This is a genomic window from Halomonas sp. (assembly GCF_034520545.1).
Lineage (GTDB): Bacteria > Pseudomonadota > Gammaproteobacteria > Pseudomonadales > Halomonadaceae > Halomonas.
Genome location: NZ_JAXHNN010000014.1, coordinates 63200 through 86621 on the forward strand (window position 1 = coordinate 63200; position 23422 = coordinate 86621).

Annotated in this window: 28 protein-coding genes; 8 read left to right on the forward strand and 20 right to left on the reverse strand. The window is 64.7% G+C overall.

Features of this window, described 5'->3' with window-relative positions:
• Nucleotides 1–9: 9 nt before the first annotated feature.
• The 12 genes from U5L98_RS15410 to U5L98_RS15465 form a co-directional block, all read right to left on the reverse strand.
• Nucleotides 10–564 (reverse strand): ATP-dependent zinc protease, encoded by a 555-nt coding sequence (locus U5L98_RS15410; protein WP_322559190.1) that lies wholly within the window; start codon nt 562–564, stop codon nt 10–12.
• A 22-nt stretch (nt 565–586) separates the two neighbouring features.
• Complete coding sequence (locus U5L98_RS15415; protein WP_322559191.1) at nt 587–1861, reverse strand: lytic murein transglycosylase; 1275 nt, start codon at nt 1859–1861, stop codon at nt 587–589.
• 69 nt (nt 1862–1930) lie between these two features.
• Nucleotides 1931–2386, reverse strand: coding sequence for a DUF3429 domain-containing protein (locus U5L98_RS15420; RefSeq protein ID WP_322559192.1), 456 nt, complete (start codon nt 2384–2386; stop codon nt 1931–1933).
• Nucleotides 2383–3681: a DASH family cryptochrome gene (locus tag U5L98_RS15425; protein WP_322559193.1), complete on the reverse strand. Its 1299-nt coding sequence runs from the start codon at nt 3679–3681 to the stop codon at nt 2383–2385. Before U5L98_RS15425 ends, U5L98_RS15420 begins: the two co-directional genes overlap by 4 nt.
• The gene (locus U5L98_RS15430) at nt 3678–3830 is read right to left on the reverse strand and encodes a DUF2256 domain-containing protein (RefSeq protein ID WP_322559194.1); all 153 of its coding nucleotides are present in this window, start codon (nt 3828–3830) and stop codon (nt 3678–3680) included. The genes U5L98_RS15425 and U5L98_RS15430 overlap by 4 nt, the downstream gene beginning before the upstream one ends.
• Before the next feature lie 143 nt (nt 3831–3973).
• A complete protein-coding gene (gene mnhG / locus U5L98_RS15435) occupies nt 3974–4369 on the reverse strand; it encodes a monovalent cation/H(+) antiporter subunit G (protein ID WP_322559195.1) in 396 nt (131 codons plus the stop codon).
• The gene (locus U5L98_RS15440; RefSeq protein WP_416208269.1) at nt 4362–4598 is read right to left on the reverse strand and encodes a monovalent cation/H+ antiporter complex subunit F; all 237 of its coding nucleotides are present in this window, start codon (nt 4596–4598) and stop codon (nt 4362–4364) included. Before U5L98_RS15440 ends, mnhG begins: the two co-directional genes overlap by 8 nt.
• Nucleotides 4599–4648: 50 nt before the next feature.
• Nucleotides 4649–5122, reverse strand: coding sequence for a Na+/H+ antiporter subunit E (locus tag U5L98_RS15445; RefSeq protein ID WP_322559197.1), 474 nt, complete (start codon nt 5120–5122; stop codon nt 4649–4651).
• Nucleotides 5119–6636, reverse strand: coding sequence for a Na+/H+ antiporter subunit D (locus U5L98_RS15450; protein WP_322559198.1), 1518 nt, complete (start codon nt 6634–6636; stop codon nt 5119–5121). Before U5L98_RS15450 ends, U5L98_RS15445 begins: the two co-directional genes overlap by 4 nt.
• Nucleotides 6633–6980, reverse strand: a complete 348-nt coding sequence (locus U5L98_RS15455; protein ID WP_322559199.1) for a Na+/H+ antiporter subunit C — start codon at nt 6978–6980, stop codon at nt 6633–6635. Before U5L98_RS15455 ends, U5L98_RS15450 begins: the two co-directional genes overlap by 4 nt.
• 9 nt (nt 6981–6989) lie before the next feature.
• Complete coding sequence (locus U5L98_RS15460) at nt 6990–7424, reverse strand: Na+/H+ antiporter subunit B (protein ID WP_322559200.1); 435 nt, start codon at nt 7422–7424, stop codon at nt 6990–6992.
• Complete coding sequence (locus U5L98_RS15465) at nt 7417–9759, reverse strand: putative monovalent cation/H+ antiporter subunit A (RefSeq protein ID WP_322559201.1); 2343 nt, start codon at nt 9757–9759, stop codon at nt 7417–7419. Before U5L98_RS15465 ends, U5L98_RS15460 begins: the two co-directional genes overlap by 8 nt.
• A gap of 260 nt (nt 9760–10019) precedes the next feature.
• Here U5L98_RS15465 and U5L98_RS15470 point away from each other — a divergent pair, with 260 nt between their 5' ends.
• From U5L98_RS15470 to U5L98_RS15495, 6 genes are read left to right on the forward strand one after another with little or no spacing between them, the layout of a single operon-like run.
• Entirely contained in the window at nt 10020–12854 is a 2835-nt protein-coding gene (locus U5L98_RS15470; RefSeq protein ID WP_322559202.1) for a monovalent cation/H+ antiporter subunit A, read from the forward strand.
• Nucleotides 12854–13198, forward strand: coding sequence for a Na+/H+ antiporter subunit C (locus U5L98_RS15475; RefSeq protein WP_322559203.1), 345 nt, complete (start codon nt 12854–12856; stop codon nt 13196–13198). The genes U5L98_RS15470 and U5L98_RS15475 overlap by 1 nt, the downstream gene beginning before the upstream one ends.
• Complete coding sequence (locus U5L98_RS15480; protein ID WP_322559204.1) at nt 13195–14703, forward strand: monovalent cation/H+ antiporter subunit D; 1509 nt, start codon at nt 13195–13197, stop codon at nt 14701–14703. Before U5L98_RS15475 ends, U5L98_RS15480 begins: the two co-directional genes overlap by 4 nt.
• Nucleotides 14700–15197, forward strand: coding sequence for a Na+/H+ antiporter subunit E (locus U5L98_RS15485; protein ID WP_322559205.1), 498 nt, complete (start codon nt 14700–14702; stop codon nt 15195–15197). The genes U5L98_RS15480 and U5L98_RS15485 overlap by 4 nt, the downstream gene beginning before the upstream one ends.
• Entirely contained in the window at nt 15191–15460 is a 270-nt protein-coding gene (locus U5L98_RS15490) for a K+/H+ antiporter subunit F (protein WP_151443168.1), read from the forward strand. The genes U5L98_RS15485 and U5L98_RS15490 overlap by 7 nt, the downstream gene beginning before the upstream one ends.
• Before the next feature lie 8 nt (nt 15461–15468).
• Nucleotides 15469–15861, forward strand: a complete 393-nt coding sequence (locus tag U5L98_RS15495; protein ID WP_322559206.1) for a Na+/H+ antiporter subunit G — start codon at nt 15469–15471, stop codon at nt 15859–15861.
• Nucleotides 15862–15867: 6 nt separating this feature from the next.
• On the opposite strand, the gene hemH is transcribed toward U5L98_RS15495, so the two are convergent.
• Nucleotides 15868–16956 carry a ferrochelatase gene (gene hemH, locus U5L98_RS15500; protein ID WP_322559207.1) on the reverse strand — a complete coding sequence of 363 codons (1089 nt, stop codon included), beginning with the start codon at nt 16954–16956 and terminating at the stop codon, nt 15868–15870.
• Between the two features lie 107 nt (nt 16957–17063).
• Between hemH and U5L98_RS15505 the strand changes: the two genes are divergently transcribed.
• Both U5L98_RS15505 and U5L98_RS15510 read left to right on the forward strand, forming a co-directional pair.
• Nucleotides 17064–18650, forward strand: coding sequence for a cryptochrome/photolyase family protein (locus U5L98_RS15505; RefSeq protein ID WP_322559208.1), 1587 nt, complete (start codon nt 17064–17066; stop codon nt 18648–18650).
• Entirely contained in the window at nt 18647–19054 is a 408-nt protein-coding gene (locus U5L98_RS15510) for a DUF393 domain-containing protein (RefSeq protein WP_322559209.1), read from the forward strand. Before U5L98_RS15505 ends, U5L98_RS15510 begins: the two co-directional genes overlap by 4 nt.
• 2 nt (nt 19055–19056) lie before the next feature.
• Here the strand turns inward: U5L98_RS15510 and U5L98_RS15515 are convergent, their stop codons facing one another.
• The 7 genes from U5L98_RS15515 to rpsF form a co-directional block, all read right to left on the reverse strand.
• Nucleotides 19057–19359 carry a DUF6482 family protein gene (locus U5L98_RS15515; RefSeq protein WP_322559210.1) on the reverse strand — a complete coding sequence of 101 codons (303 nt, stop codon included), beginning with the start codon at nt 19357–19359 and terminating at the stop codon, nt 19057–19059.
• A gap of 139 nt (nt 19360–19498) precedes the next feature.
• Nucleotides 19499–19792, reverse strand: coding sequence for a hypothetical protein (locus tag U5L98_RS15520; protein WP_322559211.1), 294 nt, complete (start codon nt 19790–19792; stop codon nt 19499–19501).
• 72 nt (nt 19793–19864) lie between these two features.
• Nucleotides 19865–21253, reverse strand: a complete 1389-nt coding sequence (dnaB, locus tag U5L98_RS15525; RefSeq protein ID WP_322559212.1) for a replicative DNA helicase — start codon at nt 21251–21253, stop codon at nt 19865–19867.
• 188 nt (nt 21254–21441) lie between these two features.
• On the reverse strand, nt 21442–21888 hold the full coding sequence (gene rplI, locus U5L98_RS15530; RefSeq protein WP_322559213.1) for a 50S ribosomal protein L9: 447 nt from the start codon (nt 21886–21888) through the stop codon (nt 21442–21444).
• Between the two features lie 16 nt (nt 21889–21904).
• Nucleotides 21905–22756 carry a hypothetical protein gene (locus U5L98_RS15535; RefSeq protein ID WP_322559290.1) on the reverse strand — a complete coding sequence of 284 codons (852 nt, stop codon included), beginning with the start codon at nt 22754–22756 and terminating at the stop codon, nt 21905–21907.
• Nucleotides 22757–22770: 14 nt separating this feature from the next.
• Nucleotides 22771–22998 (reverse strand): 30S ribosomal protein S18, encoded by a 228-nt coding sequence (gene rpsR, locus U5L98_RS15540; RefSeq protein WP_089712195.1) that lies wholly within the window; start codon nt 22996–22998, stop codon nt 22771–22773.
• A 33-nt stretch (nt 22999–23031) separates the two neighbouring features.
• A complete protein-coding gene (gene rpsF / locus U5L98_RS15545; protein WP_322559214.1) occupies nt 23032–23409 on the reverse strand; it encodes a 30S ribosomal protein S6 in 378 nt (125 codons plus the stop codon).
• Between the last annotated feature and the right edge of the window lie 13 nt (nt 23410–23422).

Below are 23422 nucleotides of genomic sequence, written 5' to 3' on the forward strand. Positions count from 1 at the left end.
GCCGAGAACCTAGTCGTCCTCGTCCGGATTGTGGGCAACAAAGGGAGCATCGTCGTCGCAATCGGGCTCATTGAGGAAAGTCTCGCGCACGTCGAGCAGCCCCAGGTGACCGATGGAGCGACGCCCGAGCAGCAGCGGGTAGTTCATCTCCTCGCGGTCGCGCAGGCTGAACTGCTCCTCATACACGGTGTCGCCCAGGCAGACATTCATCAGCACAACTGGTCGACGATCGGTGCCGCCGGCACCGCGCAGCCGAAGGTTGCGGTACAGTGGCAGCGTCATGCGCTCGGTGAAGGTCTCGCCGCTGGCTTCGTCCTTGAGCCTTAAGCGAAAGCTCACCCAATCCTCGCCATCCTGCTCAAAGCGCTCGATGTCGCGGGCGTCCAGCGACGAGGTCAGGGCACCACTGTCGAGCTTGGCCTTCACCTCGACCCCCCCGGGCTCCAGGGTCGCCTTCTCGACCCAGCCGAAGACCTTGGTGTCTTCCGAACTGGCAACGGCCGGGATGGCGACGCTCATCAGCAGGACGGCAAGCAATGACAGGCAGGATCGTGACAGGGGCATGGGCTCCTCGGCGTTCATGGGCTCAAGGCCGGAGGCGTTCGAGCAGTTTAAGGGTGGCAAAGCCATCCGGCGTAGTGCCGATAGCAGCCTGGAATTCACGCAGGCCTCGGCGGGTGTTGGGGCCCATGATTCCATCCGGCGCCCCCACCTCGAAACCACGCTGATTGAGCAGGCGCTGCATCTCGCGCACCTGGCTTCGGCTCAATGGCTGCTCCGCCCGGGGCCAGCTCTGCACCACACCCTCTCGGCCAGCAATCTCATCGGCCAGGGTGCCCACCGCCAGGGCGTAGCTGGTGGCGTTGTTGTAGCGCAAGATGGCACGGAAGTTAGGGCCCACCAGGAAAGCCGGGCCCTTGGCGCCACCGGGCACGATCACGGAGGACGCATCGAAGTCGGGCAGCGGCGCCCCGTCCAGGGTGCTCACGCCGCGTTCGTCCCAGTCGCGGCTGGGGCGACGCGTGGAAAGCTCGGTCTCGGCATAGTCGAAGTCGTCGGGGAGTCGCACCTCCACGCCCCAGGGCTGCCCTGCCTGCCAGCCGGCGCGGTCGAGATAATTGGCGGTGGAGGCCATCACGTCCGGGATGCTGCCCCAGATGTCACGCCGCCCGTCACCATCGCCGTCCACGGCATAGGCCTCGAAGCTCGAGGGAATGAACTGGGTGTGACCCATGGCACCGGCCCAGGAGCCCTGCATGCGCTCGGGGGAGATATCGCCCGCATCCAGGATACGCAGCGCCGCGAGAAGCTCGCCGCGGGCGAAATCGCGACGGCGGCCGTCGTAGGCCAAGGTGGCCAGGGCCTCGAGGGTCGAGAAGTTGCCGAAGTTGCTACCGTAGTTGCTCTCGATGCCCCAGATGGCAACGATCACTTCGGCGGGTACTCCGTAGCGCCGCTCCATTTCCCGAGCCGTGGCTCGATGTCGATCCAGGCGCTCTCGTCCGGTGGTCACCCGGTTCGCCGAGACGGCGCTGTCCAGGTACTGCCAGATCGGCCTCACGAACTCAGGCTGGGAGCGGTCGAACTCGATCACCCGAGGACGATAGCGCAGACCGTCGAGGGCTCGTGACAGCGTTGCCTCGCGTATGCCCTCTGCCCGCGCCTCGCGCCGAAAACCAGCCAGCCAGCTCGCGAAATCCGCCGGAGCTGCCGGCTCGTTGGCCACTGCCTCGGCCATGGCAACGGTCGTCTCGCCGGCGCCGGGTTCAGCTTCCTCGGCCACGCTAGCCTCGCTGGGGGGCGAGGCCTGACAGCCAGCCAGCAAAGCCAGCAGCAGGGGGGTGGTCAGCATCCGTCTCATCGTCGCTCCTGCAGGACGTTTCCATGATCCGCCGATCATCGCCCAGAACCGGACGCCAGGCCAGCCCGTTCAACCTCCCCAGAGCCGCCAGATCAACAGCGCATGGCAGGCCAGCACGGTCAGCGTGAGGCGCATACGCAAGGAGTGGTACCAGTCCGGCAACCCCGCTCTGCCATTCGCGGACAGCTCATGTAAGCGCACCAGCACGAAGCCGATGGCAAGCACCCAGGCACCGGTGAGGGGATGAAGCAGTAACGCCGGCCAGGCGATCAGACTCGGCGCCATACTCAGCAGCAGACGGACACGGAAGCCAGTGCTGCTCAGCGACTCCAGCGACATGGCAACGCCCCACTGCACGCCACCCAGAAACGACAGGATCACCGCGCTGTAGTACAGAAAGGCGTCGACGGCGACTACCTGCCAAACCACGGGGGCCAGCCAGGCCGATGCCGCGGTGGCGACGAAGGGAATCAGCCCGGCCAGGCCCAGCCACAGTGGCAGAAGAGGAATCGATCTTCGGCTCATGGGACCTCCCGGTGAACACATAAGGACGGTACCAGCCAGAGGGCCGCGTAGGCACCATCGGGATCGTATCTCTCGGCCTGGTCGTGGACGTCCAGGGCACGCGGACGGGTATCACGCCCCACCCCTGCCACGTAACGCCAGTTCCCCCAGTTGCTGGCGACGTCATAATCGATCAGGCAGTGCTCGAACCAGGCCGCACCGAGACGCCAGTCACCGCCGAGATCGCGCACCAGGTAGCTTGCCGCGTTCTGGCGCGCCCGGTTCGAAAGCCAGCCGGTAGCGGAGAGTTCGCACATGGCGGCATCCACGAAGGGAACGCCGGTACGGCCATCGCACCAGGCGCGAAAGCCCTCGCTGGGCGCCGGCAGCTCACGTTCACCGAACAGCGAAGCACCTTCCTGCCGCGCCGCCCAGTGGAAATAGTCACGCCACAGCAGCTCAAAGATCACCCAGTAGCTCGACTCGTTGGCCCCGTGCCTAGCCTCCCAGGCGCGCACCTCCTCGAGGACCTGGCGAGCCGACAGGCAGCCGTGAGCCAGCCAGGGCGAGAACCGCGTGGAAAAATCAGTACCCACGAGGCCGTTGCGGGTCTGCTTGTAGCGCGCCACGGCGCCGCTCTCCCACAGATAGTGATCGAGACGCGCCCATCCCGCCGCCTCACCGCCGGAAAAGGCAAAGCCGCCACGCTCATCCGGTGCCCAAACGGCCGCGCTACTACAGATCTTGCCCAGCGGCGGGAAGCCTCGCGGTGCATTGGCCGGCCAGCTGGGCAAGGTCACCGGCGCCGGAACCGCATCGGGGATCACCCAACGACGTTCCACCTTGCGCCGAAACGCCGAGAAACTGGGGGGAATGTCCTCCACGGCCATGGGCAGAGAGGCTTCGTCAAGCAGCGTACCGCTTTGATGGCATGTCAGGTTCACCTGACTACCCAGCCGCTCGGCCAACTGCACGCTGGCCTGCCACTCCTCCCAGCCCGCATCGGCGCGCACCCGCACTTCGTCGATGTCATGGGCCTCGGCCAGCTCAGCAACCGCCTCGACGGGGGAGCCGATACGCACCAGCAGGTCGCTGCCTCGCTTGAGCAGCTCGCCGCGCAGGGCGATCAGGCTTTCCCAGAGGAAGCGCAGACGCGCCGACCCTATGCGAGAGGCCTCTAGCCCTGGCAGAGGGTCGAGCCAGGCGTCATCCAGAACGAAGACACACAGCAACGACTCGGGTGGTGTGGAAAAGTGGAACAGGGGGTTGTCGGCCAGGCGCAGATCACTGCGCAGCCACACCAGCATTCGGCTCATCGCGATCTCTCCTGACGTCTAGCCTCACGGCGGCAGCGCTCGCTGCAGTGGCGAATCTCTTCCCAGCACCGCGTCCATTTGCGTCGCCAGACAAAGGAGCGTGCGCAGTGTGCGCAGACCTTGTGCGGAAGATGCGGCTTGCGATGCATGGAGGGAACCTCAAAAGTGGACAGAACGACTTAATAGTACAGTATTTGTACAATTAAATACCGTTCACTGCCACCCCCGGGGTTACAAACGACTGGGGCCGCTCCAAGGCGGCCCCCAATGCGAAGGATGTGATGGCGAGGCGTTATTCCCCATCGGGCTCCCGGCGTGCGTTGGCCTCGGTCTCCCGATGGCTCTTGAGCTGATGCGTGAGGGGGTCGTAATTGGGCTTGAGCTCGTCCTTCAGTGTGCCGCTCCACAGCCGGGCACCGACGAAATAGCCTGCGCGGCCGATCACATGGGCCGCCACTGGTGCGGTCATCATGATGAAGAGAATCACGCCGAAGGCCCGCGCCACCACCGCCACCTGGGCGAAGTGCAGGGCTACCGCCAGCATGATCAGGGTGGCCCCCAGGGTCGCGGCCTTGGTGGTGGCGTGCATGCGCGTCAGCAGATCGGGAAGGCGTACCACACCGAGGGCCGCCAGGAACATGAAGATCGACCCGGCCAGTATCAGCCCGCCCTTGAGCAACTCAATCATCCCGGGGCCCTCCGCGTTCCAGGAAGCGGGCGAAGCCGATAGCAGCCATGAACGCCATCAGCGCCATGACGATGGCCACGTCCAGCAGGCTCGGCACGTCGGTGGCAATGGCGACCACCCCGATAATGCCGACGAGGATCGACGAGAAGAGCTCCAGGGCCACTACCCGGTCCGGCAGGGTGGGGCCACGGTACAAACGCACGAAGGCCAGGCACAGGGCCAGGCTCATCACCGCCAGGCTCAGCAGGATGATGTTAGACACGTGGCCACCTCCTTTGATTAGTGAAACAGATCCAGCGCCCGGCGCTCCAGCTCCGCGAGGCTGCGCCTGAGCTCCGCTTCGTCATCCAGGAACATGGCATGGATGTAAAGCACGCGGCGATCGTCGGAGACATCCAGGCTCAGGGTGCCCGGGGTCAGCGAGATCAGATTGGCAACGAAGGCGATCTCGAACTCGGTGCTGGCCTTGAGGGGCATGGCGATCACGCCCGGCTTCATGTACCAGGGCGGGGTAACGATGTCGTAAGAGACCTTGAGGTTGGCCATTACCAGCTCCTTGAGGAAGAAGCCGACGAAGCGGATGAACCGCGGCAAGCGCTGGGCATGCCCGGCCAGGGCCGGTATCTGGGGCTGGATCAGCGCGAGCACCAGGTAGCCGAAGAGCAACCCAGCCAGCAGGTTGCGGCCGCTGAAGTCACCGGTGAGCACGATCCAGGCGAAGCCCAACAGCAGATTCCAGGCGGCACCGATCATGGCATCACCTCCCCTGCCTCGCCGAGCACGGCCTCGATGTAGCGTTCGGGCGCCAGCAGCTGGCCGGCCGAGGCCTCGGCCAGGGCATAGATGGGCTCCGCATTGAGGCCGATGAACAGGGTGCACAGCGCCAGGCCAACCACTGGCGCCGACATCAGCCACATCTCGCGCGGATTGAGTTCAGGATAGGGGTCGACGTCGCCCTCAGGCGGCGTCGACTTCCAGAACACCTCGGCCCAGATCTTGATCATAGAATAGAGGGTGAGCAGCCCCACCAGCAGGGCGATGAAGGTTATCCCGTAGGCCTCGGCCTCGATGCCGGCACGGATCACGATGAACTTGGCGAAGAAACCCGAAAGTGGCGGCATGCCGGCCAACGACAGTGCCGGAATAAGAAACAGCACGGCCAGCCAGGGGTGGCTGCGATAGAAGCCACCCAGCGACTTGAGCTGGTAGGTGCCGCGCAGCCGGTGGATGATGCCGCTGACCAGGAAGAGGTTCGTCTTCACGATGATGTGATGCATGATGTAGAAGACCCCACCGATGATCGCCAGAGGGGTGAACAGCGCCAGCCCCAGGATCATGTAACCGATCTGGCTAACGATGTGGAACGATAGGATGCGTCGGAACTCGAACTGCGCCGCCGCCCCCAGCACCCCGGAAAGCATGGTGAACCCCGCCCCCCACAGAAGGATCTCGTGGGTATAGCCCGGGCTCTGGTGAAAGATCAGCGTGAACACCCGGAACAGCGCGTAGACCCCGACCTTGGTCAACAGACCGGCGAACAGCGCCGAAACGGCCACCGGCGGGGTGTGATAGGAAGCCGGCAGCCAGAAGAACAGCGGGAAGGCCGCCGCCTTGATGCCGAAGGCGACCATGAACATCATCGCCAGGACATCGACCATGCCGTTGTCCTCAAGGGTCGCCAGGCGACGTGCGATATCGGCCATGTTGAGCGTGCCCACCATGCCGTAGAGCAGCCCCACCGCGACCAGGAAGATCACCGAGGAGACCAGGTTGAGGGTGACATACTTGATCGCACCTTCCATCTGCGCCTTCTCGCTACCCAGGATGAGCAGCGCGAAGGACGCCACCAGCATCACCTCGAACCACACGTAGAGGTTGAAGATGTCGCCGGTGAGAAAGGCCCCGGCAACTCCGGCCAGCAGCAGATGCATCAGCGGGAAGTAGCCATAGGCCTCGTGGCCGCGGCCCACCGTGGCCAGCGAGAAGAGCGCCACGGCGAAGCCGATGATGCCGGTAAGCACCACCATGATCGCCCCCAGCAGATCGGCCACCAGGCTGATGCCGAAGGGTGCCGGCCAGCCACCCATGTGCATCACCAGGATGCCGTCGCGGCTGACCGTCGTCAGCAGCCACAGGCTGGTCAGCAACAGGCCGGCGGTACCGGCCACGGCAAAGAACCGCTGCATGCTCCGGGAGCGCCAGAAGACCAGCGACACGGACCCCGCCAGCAGCGGGATGAGGATGGGCAGCGCGATCTGAGGATTCACGTGTCGGTATCCTTCATCTTGTCCAGGTCATCGGCACGCACGATCTCCCAGGCACGACGCACCAGCACCACGGCGAACGATAGCACGCCGAAGGCAATGACGATGGCGGTGAGCACCAGGGCCTGAGGTAGCGGGTCGGCCACCGCGCCCTCGGGCGCCGTCAGGCCCTGGGGGACCAGCGGTGGTGCGCCGCGCACCATGCCCGCCGTGACAAAGATCAGCAGGTTGGCGGCATTCGAGAGCAGCATCAGCCCGATCACCAGCTTGACGATGGAGCGGCGCAGCATCATGTAGATGGCGGCGGCAAACAGAATGCCGATCGTGATGGCCATCAAGGGTTCCATGGAGTCTCCTCAGCGTTCGTCGTCTTCCTGATCGGTCTTGACCAGGGCGGTTATCGCCGTGAGCACCGAACCCACCACCACCAGATAGACGCCGATGTCGAAGATCAGCGGCGTCGAGGCCTTGAAGTCGATGATCGGAACGGTCCACCACTGGGCCGTGAAGAAGGGCTCGCCGACCCACCAGCCCGGCAGTGTCGACAGCACCCCGAGCAGCAGCCCCATGGCGATCAGGTCATGGGGCGACACCTTGAGCATATCGTTGAGGGCGCGGCGCCCACAGGCAAACAGATAGAGCGCAAATCCCCCCGCCGCCACCAGTCCAGCGATGAATCCGCCCCCTGGTTCGTCGTGCCCGCGCAATAACAGGAACAGCGAGAAGAGCAGTTGCAGCGGAAGCAGCAGTCGCGCCGCGGCATTGAGAATCAGGGTGCCCGATCTAACCATCGTCGCTCTCCGACGGCGGTGCATGGTGCCTGGCATCATAGGCCTCGGCATGGAAGCGCAACATGGCATAGACCCCGATGGCCGCCAGCGCCAGCACGAACATCTCGCCCAGGGTATCCAGCGCCCGGAAATCGACCAGGATGACGTTGACGATGTTGTGGCCATGGCCCAGCGGCTGGCTGTTCTCCACCATGTAGTCCGAGATCCGCGGCAGCCGCTCGCCGGAAAGCACCGAGAGCATCAGCAGGGTGATCAGGCCGCCGGTGAGGCTCGCCACCGCGAGGTCGCGCAGCCGCTCGACGGGTGTGGAGAGGGTGGCGAAGCGCGGCAGGCGGAACAGCACCAGCACCAGCAGGATCACCGTCAGAGTCTCCACCAGCAATTGAGTGATCGCCAGGTCCGGGGCACTGAACAGCACGAAGGTCAGCGCGATGGAGAAACCCATGACGCCAAGCGCCGCCACCGCTGCCAGACGCGAGCGCATCACGCAGGCCGCCACGGCGCCGGCGACCATCAAGCCAGCGACCACGGCCTCGTGGAGATAGAGCGAGAGGGCGAAGTCGAGCTCGAGGGTATGCCGGAAGAAGAGCGCATGGCCGACCAGGCCCAACAGCACCAGCAGCGTCATTACCAGGTAGTTGCGGATATGGCCATTCTGCAGAATGCGGGTCTGCCAGCCGGCGACGGCCACCATGCCGGCCATCAGCGCCTCGTATCCGGCCTCCGGGCCGCGGGCCATGAGGGGTTCGAGGCGGGCCAGCCTTGCCCGCAGGCGATCCCAGTGACGGTAGGCCAGCAGGCCCAGCAGCAGGCTCGCCATGGACAGCAGCAAGGGCAGATTGATCCCGTGCCAGAGCGCCAGGTGTACTTCGCCTTGGCTCTCCCCGGTCCCCACCCCGATGCCGGCCACCGTAGCACCCACCAGGGGATCGAGCAGGCCCGGCGACAGACCGAACAACAGTGACAGAACAGCCAACAAGGCGGGCCCCACAAGCATGGCGTATGGCGCCTCATGGGCCGCCCTGGGGGTCTCGCGCGGAGCACCGAGGAAGGGGCGCAGGGCGACGATGGCTGCCACGGCCAGCGTCAGGAAGGCCGCAATGAAGGCGAGTAGCAGGATCAGGGGGCGCCAGGCATCGGCCGCGAGAACCGACTCGAGCATAAGCTCCTTGCCCACGAAACCGAGCAGGGGCGGCAACCCGGCCAGCGACAGGGCGGCGAGTCCAGCCACGGCGGCGGTAAGCGGCATCACGCGACGCAGCCCCCCCATGGCGGTGACGTCCTTGGTGCCGGTCTCGTGATCGAGGATGCCGGCCACCATGAACAGCGCCCCCTTGTAGAGCGAGTGGCCCAGCAGGAAGACCACGAAGGCGACGAGCGCCCCCTCGGTCCCGATTCCCAGCAGCATGATCAGGGTGCCCAGTGCCATCACCGTGGAGTAGGCCAGCAGCTTCTTGACGTTGGTGTGCTGTATCGCCAGAAAAGCGCCCGTCGCCATGGTCAATGCCCCCACCAGGGAGAGGGTGATCACCCAGCCGTCCGTGCCCCCCAGGGCAGGATGCAGGCGGGCAAGAAGGTAGACCCCGGCCTTGACCATGGTCGCCGAGTGCAGATAGGCGGAGACCGGCGTGGGTGCCGCCATGGCGTTGGGTAACCAGAAATGGAAGGGAAACTGTGCCGACTTGGTGAAGGCGCCTATCAGGATACAAACCATTAGCGGCGTGTAGAGCGCATGCTCGCGTAACGTCTCGCCGCGGCGGGTGAGCTCGGCCAGCGACCAGCTATCGCCGGCTACCGCCAGCATGGCGAAGCCGGCGAGCAGTGCCAGACCGCCCCCCGCAGTGACGAGCAACCCCTGAAGTGCCGCCTTGCGGGCGGCAAGATCGGTATGGTTAAAGCCGATAAGGAGGTAGGAAGTGATGCTGGTGAGCTCCCAGAACACGAAGAGCGTTACCAGATTGTCGGCCAGCACCAGGCCAAGCATCGACATCATGAAGGCGGTGATCACCACCAGAAAGCGCGGCAGGTCACGATGGCCACGCAGGTACTCACCCGAGTAAATCAGCACCAGGGTGCCGATCACCGTGATCAGCATGGCGAACAGCCAGGCGAGGCCGTCGATCAGGAAGGTCAGGGTGATATCAAGCCCCGGCACCCAGGCCCACTCAAGCAGCAGGACATCGCCGGAAGCGATTGCTGACCACTGGCCCACCAGCCAGGCTGCCAGAGCGGCGGGCAGCAGTGACATCACCAGCGGCGTCCGGGCCCCGAACCAGTGATGCAGCAGTGGCGCCATGCCCGCCACCACGAAGCCTCCCAACACGGCAAGCTGCATCGTGCACCCTCCCCTGTCGTGACGGGGTCCGCAGCACAGTCGCCGCCCCCACCAGGTAGAGCTGACAACTCTATAGAGACAAGGTGTTGAAAGGCAAGGAGGCGGCGAGCGCGGCCCCTTTGGGTTAGAGTGTGGGGGAGCCAAGCCATGGGGGCCGACCCGACCCAGGGACGGGGTGCGATCGCAGGTCGCTTGCATCATTCTGTCCCAGCGGCAACCGATGCCTTCCCGTTTCTGGACCCGCGCAGGAAGACCGATCGATGACACTGCTGTTGATAGCCCTGTTGCCCCTGCTGGGGGTACTGGTGCCCGCGTTCACCGAGGGACGCGGGCGACGTTTCTGCTCACTGGCCACCGCGGTACTGCCCGCGCTGGCACTGCTGATGATGCTCGGCCAGCTGCCCGCTCTGGCAGCCGGTGAGACGCTGCGCTTTGCCGTCGGCTGGGTGCCCACCCTGGGCCTGGACCTGGCCTTCCGGCTGGACGGCCTATCGGTGCTGTTCAACCTGCTGATCCTGGGGATTGGCCTGCTGATCCTGCTCTACGCACACTACTACCTGTCGCCGGAGGAGCCCTTCGGGCGCTTCTATGCCTACCTGATCCTTTTCATGGCCTCCATGGTCGGCATCGTGATGTCCGACAACCTGCTGCTGCTGTGGCTCTTCTGGGAACTCACCAGCATATCCTCCTTCCTGCTGATCGGCTTCTGGTCGCACCGCAGCGATGCCCGCAAGGGGGCACGTATGGCGCTGACCGTGACCGGCGCCGGCGGCCTGGCACTGCTCGCCGGCCTGCTGCTGCTGGGTGACATGGTCGGCAGTTACGACATGAACGTGGTGCTCGCCAGCGGCGATGCCATCCTCGCCGACCCACGCTATCCCATGATGCTGGTGCTGGTGTTGCTGGGCGCCTTCACCAAGTCGGCACAGTTCCCGTTCCAGTTCTGGCTGCCCCATGCCATGGCGGCACCCACGCCGGTCTCCGCCTACCTGCATTCGGCGACCATGGTCAAGGCCGGCATCTTCCTGATGGCGCGCCTTCACCCAGCCATTGCCGGCAGCGAGCTGTGGTCAGTGATCGTCTCCCTGGTCGGCATGGCCACCCTGCTCTACGGTGCCTGGTTCGCCCTGCTCAAGACCGACCTCAAGGGTATCCTGGCCTTCTCCACGGTCAGCCACCTGGGGCTGATCACCGTGCTGCTGGGGATCGGCACGCCCATGGCGGTGCTCGCGGCGCTCTTCCACATTCTCAACCACGCCACCTTCAAGGCGGCGCTGTTCATGAGTGCGGGCATCATCGACCACGAGACCGGCACCCGCGAGCTGGGCCGACTGGGCGGGCTGCGCCGCGCCATGCCGGTCACCGCGGTACTGACCAGCGTGGCGGGGGCGGCCATGGCCGGCGTGCCGCTGCTCAACGGTTTCCTCTCCAAGGAGATGTTCTTCACCGAGACGCTGACGACCCCGGTACTGGGCGGGCTGAGCTGGCTGATGCCGGTACTCGCCACCCTTGGCGGTATCCTCTCGGTAGCCTACTCGCTGCGCCTGGTGCACGCGGTCTTCTTCAAGCCGGCCAGCGCAGCTCCTCCCAAGTCGCCCCATGAGCCGCCATGGTTGATGCGTGCCCCGGTGGAGCTGCTGGTGGTGCTGTGCGTGGTCGTGGGCCTGGCCCCGGTGCTGGCGGAGAGCCTGCTGGGCCTGGCCCTGCAGGCGGTACTGGGCGAGGCGTTCGAATTCCACCTGGCGATATGGCACGGCGTCAACCTGCCGCTGTTGATGAGCCTGGTGGCGCTGGTCGCCGGCATTGCGACCTACTGGCGCCATCCCGACCTGCGCCGCTTCCTCAAGGGTTTTCGTCCGGTGGATGCCCGCCTGGTGTTCGAGGCCGCCGTGCAGCGGCTGGGGCGCAGCGCGGAGGCGGGTCTGGCCTGGTTCGACGGGGGCTCGCTGCAGCGCTACATGACCTGGCTGCTGCTCGCTGCCCTGTTGATGGGCGGCCTGGGCCTGGCACGCATGAGCGGGCTGGGCGGTGATCTGGAAAATCAGCCTCTCGATGGCGTCCTGCTGCTGGGGGCCGGGCTGCTGATCTTCGGCGGCATCGCCACGGCCGCCACACATCGCTTCCGCCTGATATCGCTGTTGATGCTCTCGGTGGTGGGGCTGGTGGTAGCCCTCACCTTCGCCCGCTTCTCTGCGCCCGACCTGGCACTGACTCAGCTCTCGGTAGAGGTGGTGACCATGATCCTGCTGATGCTGGCGCTGTTCTTCCTGCCCCAGAAGACACCTCGAGAGTCTTCGAATCGCCGCAGCCTGCGCGACGTGGTGCTGGCCGGCGCCCTGGGCATGGTAGTCGCCAGCCTCAACTATGCGGTGTTGACCCGTGACAATGCGCCTATCTCCGGATTCTTCCTGGAGAACAGCGTGCCCGGCGGCGGCGGCCACAATGTGGTCAACGTCATCCTGGTGGACTTCCGCGGCTTCGATACTCTGGGCGAGATCACCGTGCTGGCGCTTGCAGGTCTGGCGATCTTCAAGTTGCTCAACCGGCTGCGGCTGTTCATCCCGCATAGTGACGGCAAGGGTCGACTCTGGTCACCGGACCGCTATCCGGCGATCCTCACCTCCATCTCGATGGCACTGCTGCCGCTGGCCCTGCTGGTATCAGCTTTCATCTTCCTGCGCGGCCACAATCAGCCCGGCGGCGGCTTCATCGCCGGGCTGGTCACCGCCGTGGCACTGATCCTGCTCTACATGGCCCGCGGCGTGGACTGGGTCCAACAGCGCCTCGACTTCCCCTATCAACCGGTGGCGATCGCCGGGGTGGCCGTTGCCACCCTGACGGGCCTCGGCAGCTGGCTGTTCGGCCACCCCTTCCTGACCTCGGCCTTCGGTCACTTTCACCTGCCACTGGTCGGCGACTTCGAACTGGCCACCGCCATGCTCTTCGACCTGGGCGTCTATCTGGCCGTGGTGGGGGCCACGCTGATGATCCTCGCCAACCTGGGCAAGGTCACCACCCCCCACCGTCCGTCCAAGGAAGCCGCCGGCAGCATCGACACCGCTCCCACTTCGCGACCCGGCAAGGAGAAACGCTGATGGAAAGCCTCTACGCCATCACCACCGGCGTGCTGACCGCCTGCGGGCTCTACCTGGTCTTGCGCGGCCGCACTTTCCCGGTTGTGGTCGGCCTTACCCTGCTCTCCTATGCGGTCAACCTTTTCCTGTTCTCCATGGGCGGGCTGACCACCGACGGGGCTGCTATCCTCGACGGGCCATCGAACTATGCCGACCCGCTGCCCCAGGCACTGGTGCTCACCGCCATCGTGATCGGCTTCGCCATGACCGCCTTCGTGGTGATCCTGGCCATGCGTGCCCGCAGCGAAGCGGGCAACGACCATGTCGATGGCCGCCACCATGAAGACGGGGAGGAGCGCCCGTGATGCAGCATCTGATCGTCCTGCCCGTGGTGCTGCCGCTTGTCGCCGGCATCCTGCTGCTGTATCGCCGCCAGGGGGCTACCCGAGCCAAGCGCCTGATTGCGGTCATCGCCACGGCCCTGCTGGTGGTGGTCGGCATTGCCCTGGTGGCTCGTGCCACCAGCGGCGAGGTCACCTACTATGCCTTGGGCGACTGGCAGCCGCCCTTCGGCATCGCGCTGGTCCTCGATCGTCTCTCGGCGCTGATGGTGCTATTGACCGCGGTGCTCGCGCTAGGCGCTGTGGTATTCGCCTGTGCCGGCGACGACGAGCGCGGCAGCAACTTCCACGGCCTCTTCCAGTGGCAGCTGATGGGCATCAACGGCGCCTTCCTCACCGGTGACCTGTTCAACCTCTTCGTGTTCTTCGAGGTGCTGCTGCTGGCGTCTTACGCCCTGCTGATGCACGGCGGTGGCAAGGCGCGCATCCAGGCCGGCGTGTACTACGTGGTGCTCAACCTGGCCGGCTCCTCGCTGTTCCTGATCGCCGTGGGCGTGCTCTACGGCGCCACCGGCACCCTCAACATGGCCGACATGGCGGTACGCCTCGGCGAGCTGCCCGCCGAGCGGGCTGGCCTGGTGACCGCCGGTGGCTTGATGCTGCTGGTGGTGTTCGGTCTCAAGGCGGCGATCCTGCCGCTCTACTTCTGGCTACCGCGCGCCTATGCCGCTGCCCCGGCGCCTGTCGCGGCGCTGTTCGCCATCATGACCAAGGTCGGCATCTACGCCATCCTGCGAGTCTATTCGCTGGTCTTCGGCGAACACGCCGGGCCACTGGCGAACCTCGAGCAGGCCTGGGTATGGTGGCTGTCGCTGGGCACCCTGGTGGCAGCCGGGGCCGGCGTACTGGCCGCTCGGGACCTACGGCTACTGGTCGCCTACCTGGTGCTGGTCTCGGTGGGCACTCTGCTGGCCGGCATCGGGATAGGTTCGCCGGCCGCCGTCTCCGCCCTGCTCTACTACCTCGTGCACACGACCCTGATCACCGGCGGGCTCTTCCTGCTCGCCGAACTGATCGGCCTGCAACGTGGCAAGGCCGGTACCCGGCTGGTCAGGGGTCGCCCTCTGCACCAGGGCGGCTGGCTGGCCGGACTATTCTTCGTTGGTGCCGTGGCAGTGGCCGGTTTGCCACCACTGTCCGGGGCCATCGGCAAGGCCCTGCTGATGGCCTCGGCCGAGGGGATGCAGCGCGCCTGGCTGTGGCCGATCCTGCTGGGTACCGGCCTGTGCGCGCTGCTCGCCCTGTCACGGGCCGGCTCCACGCTGTTCTGGCGTAGCCAGGGGGAGCCGATGGGCATGCCTCTCCCGCGTCGCCAGTGGTTCGGGGTTGCCTGGCTGCTGGGCGCCTCACCGTTGCTGGTGGTCCTGGCCGGTCCGGTCAGCGACTACACCCAAGCCACCGCCGACCAGCTGGCCAATCCCCAGGTGGTGGTCAACGCCTTGCTGAACGATGCTGGAGGCACGCCATGATCAAGCCCCGTCCCTGGCTGCCGACCCCCTTGCTGTCGATCCTGCTGCTGGCGGTCTGGCTGTTGCTGGTACGCAGCACCGCCTTCGGCCAGTTCCTGCTGGGCGGTTTCCTGGCAGTGGTGATACCGCTGGCCACCCAACGCTTCTGGGATGCCCAACCCCATGTGGCCCGGCCCTGGCTGCTGCTGCGCTTCGTGGTGCGCGTGCTTGGCGACATCCTCATCGCCAACATCGAGGTGGCCTGGCTGATCGTCAATCCCTTTCGCCGGCTGCGGCCCCATTTCGTGGAATACCCACTGATGCTGGAGGATCGCTTCACCATCACCCTACTGGCCAACACCATCAGCCTGACGCCGGGCACAGTATCGGCCAACCTGCGCATGGACGGCCGGACGCTGCTGATCCACGCCCTGGACGTGGAGGATGAGGAAGCGCTGATCGCGCATATCCGCGAACGCTACGAGCGGCCGCTGAAGGAGATCTACGAATGCTAGACCTTGCCCTGTGGACCAGCATGGCCCTGGTGGTGGCGGCCTTGCTACTCAACGTCTATCGCCTGACCGTGGGGCCGGACATGCCGGACCGGATCCTGGCACTGGATACCATGTACGTGAATTCCATCGCGCTGATCGTGCTGATGGGTTTGTGGCTGAACACCAAGACCTACTTCGAGTCGGCGCTACTGATCGCCATGCTCGGTTTCATCAGTACCGTGGCGGTCTGCAAGTACCTGCTACGTGGCGACATCATCGAATAGGAGGCCCCATGACACTGTATGTGCTCCTCGAGGGCGTGATTGCCTTCCTGCTGATCGCCGGTGGCGCCTTCGCCTTCATCGGCTCACTCGGCATGGCCCACCTGCGCGACTTCTACATGCGCCTGCATGGCCCAACCAAGGCCACCACCCTGGGGATCGGCTGCATGCTGGTGGCCTCGATGCTCTATTTCTGGGTGATCGATGGCAAGCCCGACATCCAGGAGATGCTGATCACGCTATTCCTGTTCATCACCGCCCCGGTCAGCGCTCACCTGATGGCCAAGACCGGCCTCCACCTGCAGCTGCGCCATGAGGACAAGACCCGCGGCAACCCACCTGAGCTCCGCGACGAGGAGATCGGCGATAAGCCGGTGCCGCACCCGGATCGCGGCCACGGCTGACGAGACCTACACCCAGCCGCCCAGTTCGTTGTCGATGATCGAGAGCAGCGCGGCAATATGGTCATCGCGGTCATTCAGGCACGGGATGTAGGTGAAGGTCTCGCCCCCCGCCGCCAGGAAGCTCTCGCGGATCTCCTCCTCGATCTCCTCCAGGGTCTCCACGCAGTCGGAGGAGAAGGCCGGCGACACTACCGCGATGTGCTTCTTGCCCTGTCGGGCCAGCTCGGCAACATGTTCGACAGTGGCCGGCCCGACCCACTCCTCGGGGCCGAACTTGGACTGGAAGGCGGTCTGGATCGCCTCCTCCTCCCAGCCGAGCCGCTCGCGCAGCAGGCGCGTAGTCTTCTGGCACTGGCAGTGGTAGGGATCACCTTCCAGCAGATAGCGTTTGGGAACGCCATGGTAGGAGGCAACCAGGACCTCGGGCGGCGTCTCGGCGGCGTCATAGGCCTCGTGCACCGAACTGGCCAGGGCGTCGAGGTACTGCGGGTGTTCGAAATAGGCGGGCACGGTGCGAATCGCCGGCTGCCACTTGAGTTTCATCAGGGTGCGGAAGGCCTGGTCGTTGGCCGTGGCCGTGGTCGGTGAGGCGTACTGCGGATAGAGCGGGAAGAAGAGGATCCGCTCGCAGCCCGCGGCCTGCATTCGCTTCAGCACGCTGTCGGTAGAAGGATTGCCGTAGCGCATGCAGAAGTCCACCGCCACATCCTCCCCATGAGCCGCGTGCAAGCCATCGGCAATCTTGCGTGTCTGGTCACGTGTAGTCGTCAGCAGAGGGCTCTCGTTCCTCTCGGTGTTCCAGATGCCGCGATAGGCCTCGCCGGACTTGAAGGGGCGTCGCGAGAGGATGATCAGCTGCAGCAGCGGCTGCCATTTCCAGTCCGGGTAGTCGACCACCCGCTTGTCGGAGAGGAACTCGCTAAGGTAACGACGCATCGACCAGTAGTCGGTGGCATCCGGCGTGCCCAGATTGGCCAGTACCACGCCGACCTTCTTTCGCGGCATCGGCGGATGATCGGACGGGGCATGGGCCAGCCGTCCACTGCCCGGTGATTCCAGATCTCGGGACGCCTTGTCCGGGTTCGGGGGGGTCATGCGGCAACTCCTTATGATCGATGATGAAACTAGTTTATCAGCCCGCTCGTCCAGAGTGGGATGAAGTTGTACTATATGGATAATTTGTACAGCTTGAGAGAAAGATCATGTCCCGACCGCTTGTGCTGCTGCTCGGCGACCAACTGAGTCACGACATGGCCAGCCTGCGCGACCTGCCGGATGACGCGGTGATCGCCCTGTGCGAAGTGGCCGCCGAAGACACCTATGTACCGCACCATCCCCAGAAGATCGCCCTGATTCTCTCCGCCATGCGCCATTTTGCCGCCGAACTTCGCGACAGGGACCATCGGGTGCATTACAGCGCCCTGGACGACCCGGACAATGTCCAGTCGCTGGTCGGCGAGGCAGAGCGCCTGGCCGGCCTCTACGACTGCCAGGAGATTCGCGTGGTGCGCCCCGGCGAATGGCGGCTGTGGCAGGCGATGCGCGAGCGCCAGGACGCTGCCCTGCCCTGGCGCCTGATGGAAGATGAGCGCTTCTTCACCACACCTGAGGAGTTCGCCGCCTGGGCCAAGGGTCGTAAGGCGCCACGGATGGAGCACTTCTATCGGCTGATGCGAAAGCGGACAGGGCTGCTGATGGAAGATGACCAGCCGGCAGGTGGTCAGTGGAATTTCGACCATGACAACCGTGAGCCGCTGTCGACAGATACCCATCCACCTGCCCCGCCCCGTCACGGCCAGGACGAAACCACCAGGACCGTGCTGGCGCTAGTGGCGGAACATTTTGCCGAGCATTTCGGCAATCTGGAAAACTTTCATTGGCCGGTAACGCGCCGCCAGGCACTGATAGATCTGCGTCACTTCCTTGAGCATCTGCTCCCCGACTTCGGCCGTTTTCAGGACGCGATCAGTGACACCGACCCCTTCCTCTTCCATTCACGGCTCTCCGCGGCCCTCAACCTTGGCCTGCTCTCGCCTCGGGAGGTCTGCGAGGCGGTAGAGCGCGAATATCACGAGGGCCGCGCCCCGCTCAACTCGGTGGAGGGTTTCATTCGCCAGGTACTGGGCTGGCGAGAGTATGTGCGCGGCCTCTACTGGACGCGGATGCCCGACTACAAGCGTCGCAATGCCTTGGAGACGAGCCGTGGCCTTCCGGCCTTCTACTGGAGCGGTGACACCGACCTGCACTGCCTGAAGCGTGCCATCGAGATGACGCGCGACCATGCCTATGCCCACCATATCCAGCGGCTAATGGTCACCGGCAACTTCGCACTGCTCTGCGACGTGGCGCCCGAGGCACTGTGCGACTGGTACCTGGCCGTCTACGCCGATGCCTGCGAGTGGGTGGAGCTACCCAACACCCTCGGCATGGTGCTGCACGCCGATGGCGGACTGATGGGCTCCAAGCCCTACTGCGCATCGGGAAAGTACATCGATCGCATGTCGAACCACTGCCGGCACTGCCGCTTCAACCCGAAGCTAGTGACAGGGCCAGATGCTTGCCCCTTCAACAGCCTCTACTGGGCCTTCCTGGAGCGCCACGCCGATACCCTGAGCGGCAACCCGCGCATGAAGCTTATCTACGGCAGCCTACGGCGCATGAACGACGACAAGCGGGCGGCCATGCGCGAGCAGGCCGAGGCCTTCTTGGCGGAGCTCGAGACCGCGCCTGCCTACGGACAAGGCGAGCATCTGGCAGGCTACGACGCCGCTCAGGAGACGACACCATGACACGAGGCGATACCCTCGAGGCCCGCCCTCCAGTGACGCTCTATCACGATGGTCACTGCCCGCTCTGCCAGCGCGAGGTGACCTGGCTGGAGGGCCATCCGCGCCGCGCGCACGTCAGGCTGGTGGATATACAGGCACCAGACTTCGATGCCGCGTCGCTGGGCACGAGCTTTGAGGCGATGATGGGCCGGCTTCACGTGCAGGATGCGGAAGGTCGTTGGTACATCGGCATGGATGCCAGCCGCGCGCTCTATACGGTACTGGGCTATCGTCGGCTGGTATGGCTAAGCACCCTGCCGGGGATCACGGGTATGATGGATGCGGGATATCGGTGGTTTGCCCGCCGCCGCCTGCGCCTGGGGCGCTGGCTAAAACGGCGGCGGCAAGTAAGGGATAGGGGATAGGGTCAGAAGTCTAGCGGCATGCGCGAAGTCAGGGGATCCTGATAGTGGGTCTCGCGGCCGACAACTTCATCGTGGGGCACCTGCTGTACCAGATAGGCGCGGTGGATACCGGCGCGCTTGAGCTCCAGGTAGACGTCATCCAGCGCGCGAAACAGCACCGGCTTGCCCTGGCGAGTCAGCATATGGCGCTGTCCCTCGATGTCCTCCAGTTCGATCTGATAGAACCGGCTACCGGCATGGCCGATAACGCGGATCTCGAAGTTGTCGTGACGGGCCACGAAGGCCTTCAGTTCCTGAAATTCCATGGGTCCTTCCTCCTGCTCCTGTTGTCCGGATCGCCGATGTCGAGATAAAAGTTCGACCACAGCTTGACTGCAACCGATGACAGTACCGTGTCATCGACAATACCTGTTGTGACCTTGACCACTTCGTCAGGTTCCAGACTTACTGATATTCGGAGGGATCGATGGCCTTGCCCAGCGAGTTGCGGTCCACCCAGTTGCCGGCCTTGGTCTCCTTGTAGCGGAACACCACCCGGTCGCCAACCTGGACCGGCAACTCGGTATCCTCGGTCTGATAGCTGTAGGCCTCGCCGTCCACCACCAGGTGGTAGCGATAGAGATCGGGCATTCCCAGCCACTCCTTGAAGGGGCCTTCACGCTCCATCGACTGGAGCTCCCCTCGCCCTTCGAGCTTCGGGGTACGCCGGCGATTGCCGCGTCGGAATCCGCCTGCCATGCTGCCTCCTTCCTGTGTGATTCGAGGGGTCGGCATTATACGGGGCCGGTCCCGGGACTCAAGGGTGCGCCCTCACCCGCCGAAAGCCTCGCGGTAGCTGTCCGGGGCCAGGTCCTCGAAACGGGTATACTTTCCTATAAACGCCATGTGTACGGTGCCGATGGGGCCGTTCCGCTGCTTGCCGATGATCACCTCGGCCAACCCCTGGTTATCGGGATTATCCGGATTGTAGACCTCGTCACGATAGACGAAGCCGATGATGTCAGCATCCTGCTCGATGGCACCCGACTCGCGCAGGTCCGACATCACCGGACGCTTGTTGGGGCGCTGCTCCAGCGAGCGGTTGAGCTGGGAAAGCGCCAGCACCGGACAGCCGAACTCCTTGGCCAGTCCCTTGAGCGAGCGCGAGATCTCGGAGATCTCGCCGGTGCGGTTCTCGGAGAAGCCGGGAATCTGCATCAGCTGCAGGTAATCGATCATGATCAGCGACAGGTTGCCGTGTTCACGCACCACACGGCGAATCCGCGAGCGCATCTCGTTGGGCGACAACGCGGCGGTATCATCGATGAACAACTGCTTGTCCTTCAGCAGGTTGACTGCCGAGGTCAGGCGCGGCCAGTCCTCGTCCTCCAGCTGGCCGGTGCGCACTCGGGTCTGATCGATACGCCCCAGCGATGAAAGCATGCGCAGCATCAGTGAATCCGCGGGCATCTCCATGGAGAACACCATCACCGGCTTGTCGCTGGCGATCACCGCATGTTCGACCATGTTCATGGCGAAGGTGGTCTTGCCCATGGAGGGGCGGCCCGCGATGATCACCAGATCCGAGGGTTGCAGCCCCGATGTCATCTCGTCCAGGTCGCGGAAGCCGGTGGAGAGTCCGGTCATCTCGCCCTGCAGGTTGAAGAGCTCGTCGATGCGATCCACTGCCTTGGTCAAAAGCTCACTCATGCCGATCGCCCCCCCCGACTTGGGACGCTCCTCGCTGATCTGGAACACCAGCCGCTCGGCCTCGTCGACCAGCTCATCGGCGGGGCGCCCCTGGGGGGTGAAGGCGCCATCGGCGATCTGGCTGGCCGCACGGATCAGCTTGCGCAGAGTCGCGCGCTCGCGGACGATATCAGCATAGGCGCGGATATTGCTCGCGGACGGGGTGTTCCTGGCCAGCTCCGCCAGGTAGGCCAGGCCACCCACGGTATCGAGCTGGTCGCGCCCTTCCAGCGCCTCGGAGAGGGTTACCACGTCCAGCGGGCGTCCCGCCTCGGCCAGGCGGGCCATGACGTTGAAGATCAGCCGGTGCTCATAACGATAAAAGTCATCCGCCACCAAACGTTCGGCCACGTTGTCCCATGCCTGATTGTCGAGCATCAGACCACCGAGCACCGATTGTTCGGCCTCCAGCGAATGCGGCGGCACCTTGAGGGCGGCAGTTTCCCGGTCGAGGGTGAGGGGTTCGTTCATGGTGCACGGACCTTCAAGGAGAAAGGGGGCAGATTCATTCTACGCGAAGGCGCGCTACGACCCCATGCCCAGGCAGGACGACGGGGCCTGTTCATGACACGACGCACGACGCAAAAGGGGACGAGGATTCACTCCTCGCCCCCCTTTTCGATGCACGCCCACCAGGGCGTGCCGACACGCTGACCTTCTTATTCGGCCACGACCACCACACGGACGGTGGCATCGACTTCGGCATGCAGGTGCAGGACGATGTCGTACTCGCCGGTCTGGCGAATCGGGCCCTGCGGCATACGAACTTCGCTCTTCGCAACCTCGATCCCGGCGCTGGATATGGCCTCCGCCAGGTCACGCGGACCGATCGAACCGAACAGCTTGCCCTCGTCACCAGCCTTGGAGACCAGCGACAGTTCGATGTCGTTGAGCTGTTCGGCACGCGCCTCGGCGACCGCCTTGCGCTCGGCGGCCTGCGCCTCGAGCTCGGCACGCTGGGCCTGGAAGGCCTGGATGTTCTCCTTGCTGGCCGGCACGGCCAATCCATAAGGCACCAGGTAGTTGCGGCCATAGCCGGGCTTGACGGTGACCTGGTCACCCAGACCGCCCAGCTTGCCAATCTTGTCGAGCAGAATGACGTCCATTCTCGTAAACCTCTTGTCAGTGGCTGCGGGCCAGTCGTCCGCGGAAGTCCGCGAACGTGTCGATGAAGGCCACGAACAGCACGATGAGAATCATGGGCCAGGTGGTGATCAGCAGCACATAGAAGGCGACCAGCCACAGCCCGTTCATTCCCTTCAATCCGATAAAACCATGCACCAGCGCGACGCCGGCCACCAGCAGTGGCACCCAAGCCAACATGCCCAGGGCCGGAAGCCCCAGCACTGCCCCCAGCACACCAAGCGCTACCAACATGGCGAGTTCCCGGGGCGCCAGGCGCAGGCCATGGAACTCTTCACGGAACCCGCCCGGGTTGTAGAGCCCAGCCTGCCAGCCGCGCGCCAGGGCCAGGCAGGCCACAGCGGCGAGCAGCACGATCAGCCCGGTCACGCCACTGATCAACAGCCCGGCCAGCTGCTCGGTGTCCATGCCCTGGCGAGAGAGCTCGGAGAGCATCTCCGCGATGTCCGGTGAACCCTGTCGCAACTGCTCCAGAACGGGACCGGCCCCGCCCGGCGGCAGGAAGATGTCCAGCTGGATCATCACAGCCCCGGCCAGGGTGCCGGCAAGGAGCGCCTCGCTCCAGCGCAGACGTGAACGCAGCACTACCGCCATCAGCACGACCAGCAGAATACTGGCCAGCGGAATGACGTCTCCCTGGATCCACCACCAGCCGGCCGGTACGGCCGCAGCAATGATCACCGGCAGCGACGCCGCCATACCTTGCCGGAGCGTGGCCAGGGCCGCCACAGCGGCCCCCAGCCAGAATAGCCACGGAATCAAGGTGGCCACGGCCGCCCCAGCGGCGGCGTGGGGGGTGCCGCGCATCATCCAGCGGGCAACGGGCAACATCACGCGCGGGTGCTTTACTGGTGGCTGTCGGTGTAGGGCAGAAGCGCCAGGTAGCGTGCCCGCTTGATGGCGGAGGACAGCTGGCGCTGGTAACGGGCCTTGGTCCCGGTGATGCGGCTGGGAACGATCTTGCCGGTCTCGGTGATGTAGGCCTTGAGTGTGTCCAGATCCTTGTAATCGATCTGCTTCACGCCTTCAGCGGTGAAACGGCAGAACTTGCGGCGACGGAAAAAGCGTGCCATGGGAAGTCTCCTTCAGAGGTGCGATGGGGTGGCTCAGGCGGATTCGGATTCGGTGCTGCGCGGCTTCTCGTCGCGACGGACACGCTTCTCTTCCACCGGCTTCATCATCGGTGAGGCCTCGGTGACGGCTTCCTTGGCGCGAACCACCAGGCTGCGAATGATGGCGTCGTTGAAGCGGAAGATGTTCTCGATCTCGTCGAGGGTCTCGCCGCTGCACTCGACGTTCATCAGCACGTAGTGAGCCTTGTGGATCTTGTTGATCGGGTAGGCCATATGGCGACGGCCCCAATCTTCGAGGCGATGCACTGTGCCGCCATTTTCGGTGACAAGGCTGGTATAGCGCTCGACCATGGCCGGTACCTGCTCGCTCTGGTCCGGGTGGACCATGAAGACGATCTCGTAGTGACGCATGAAATCTCCTTGC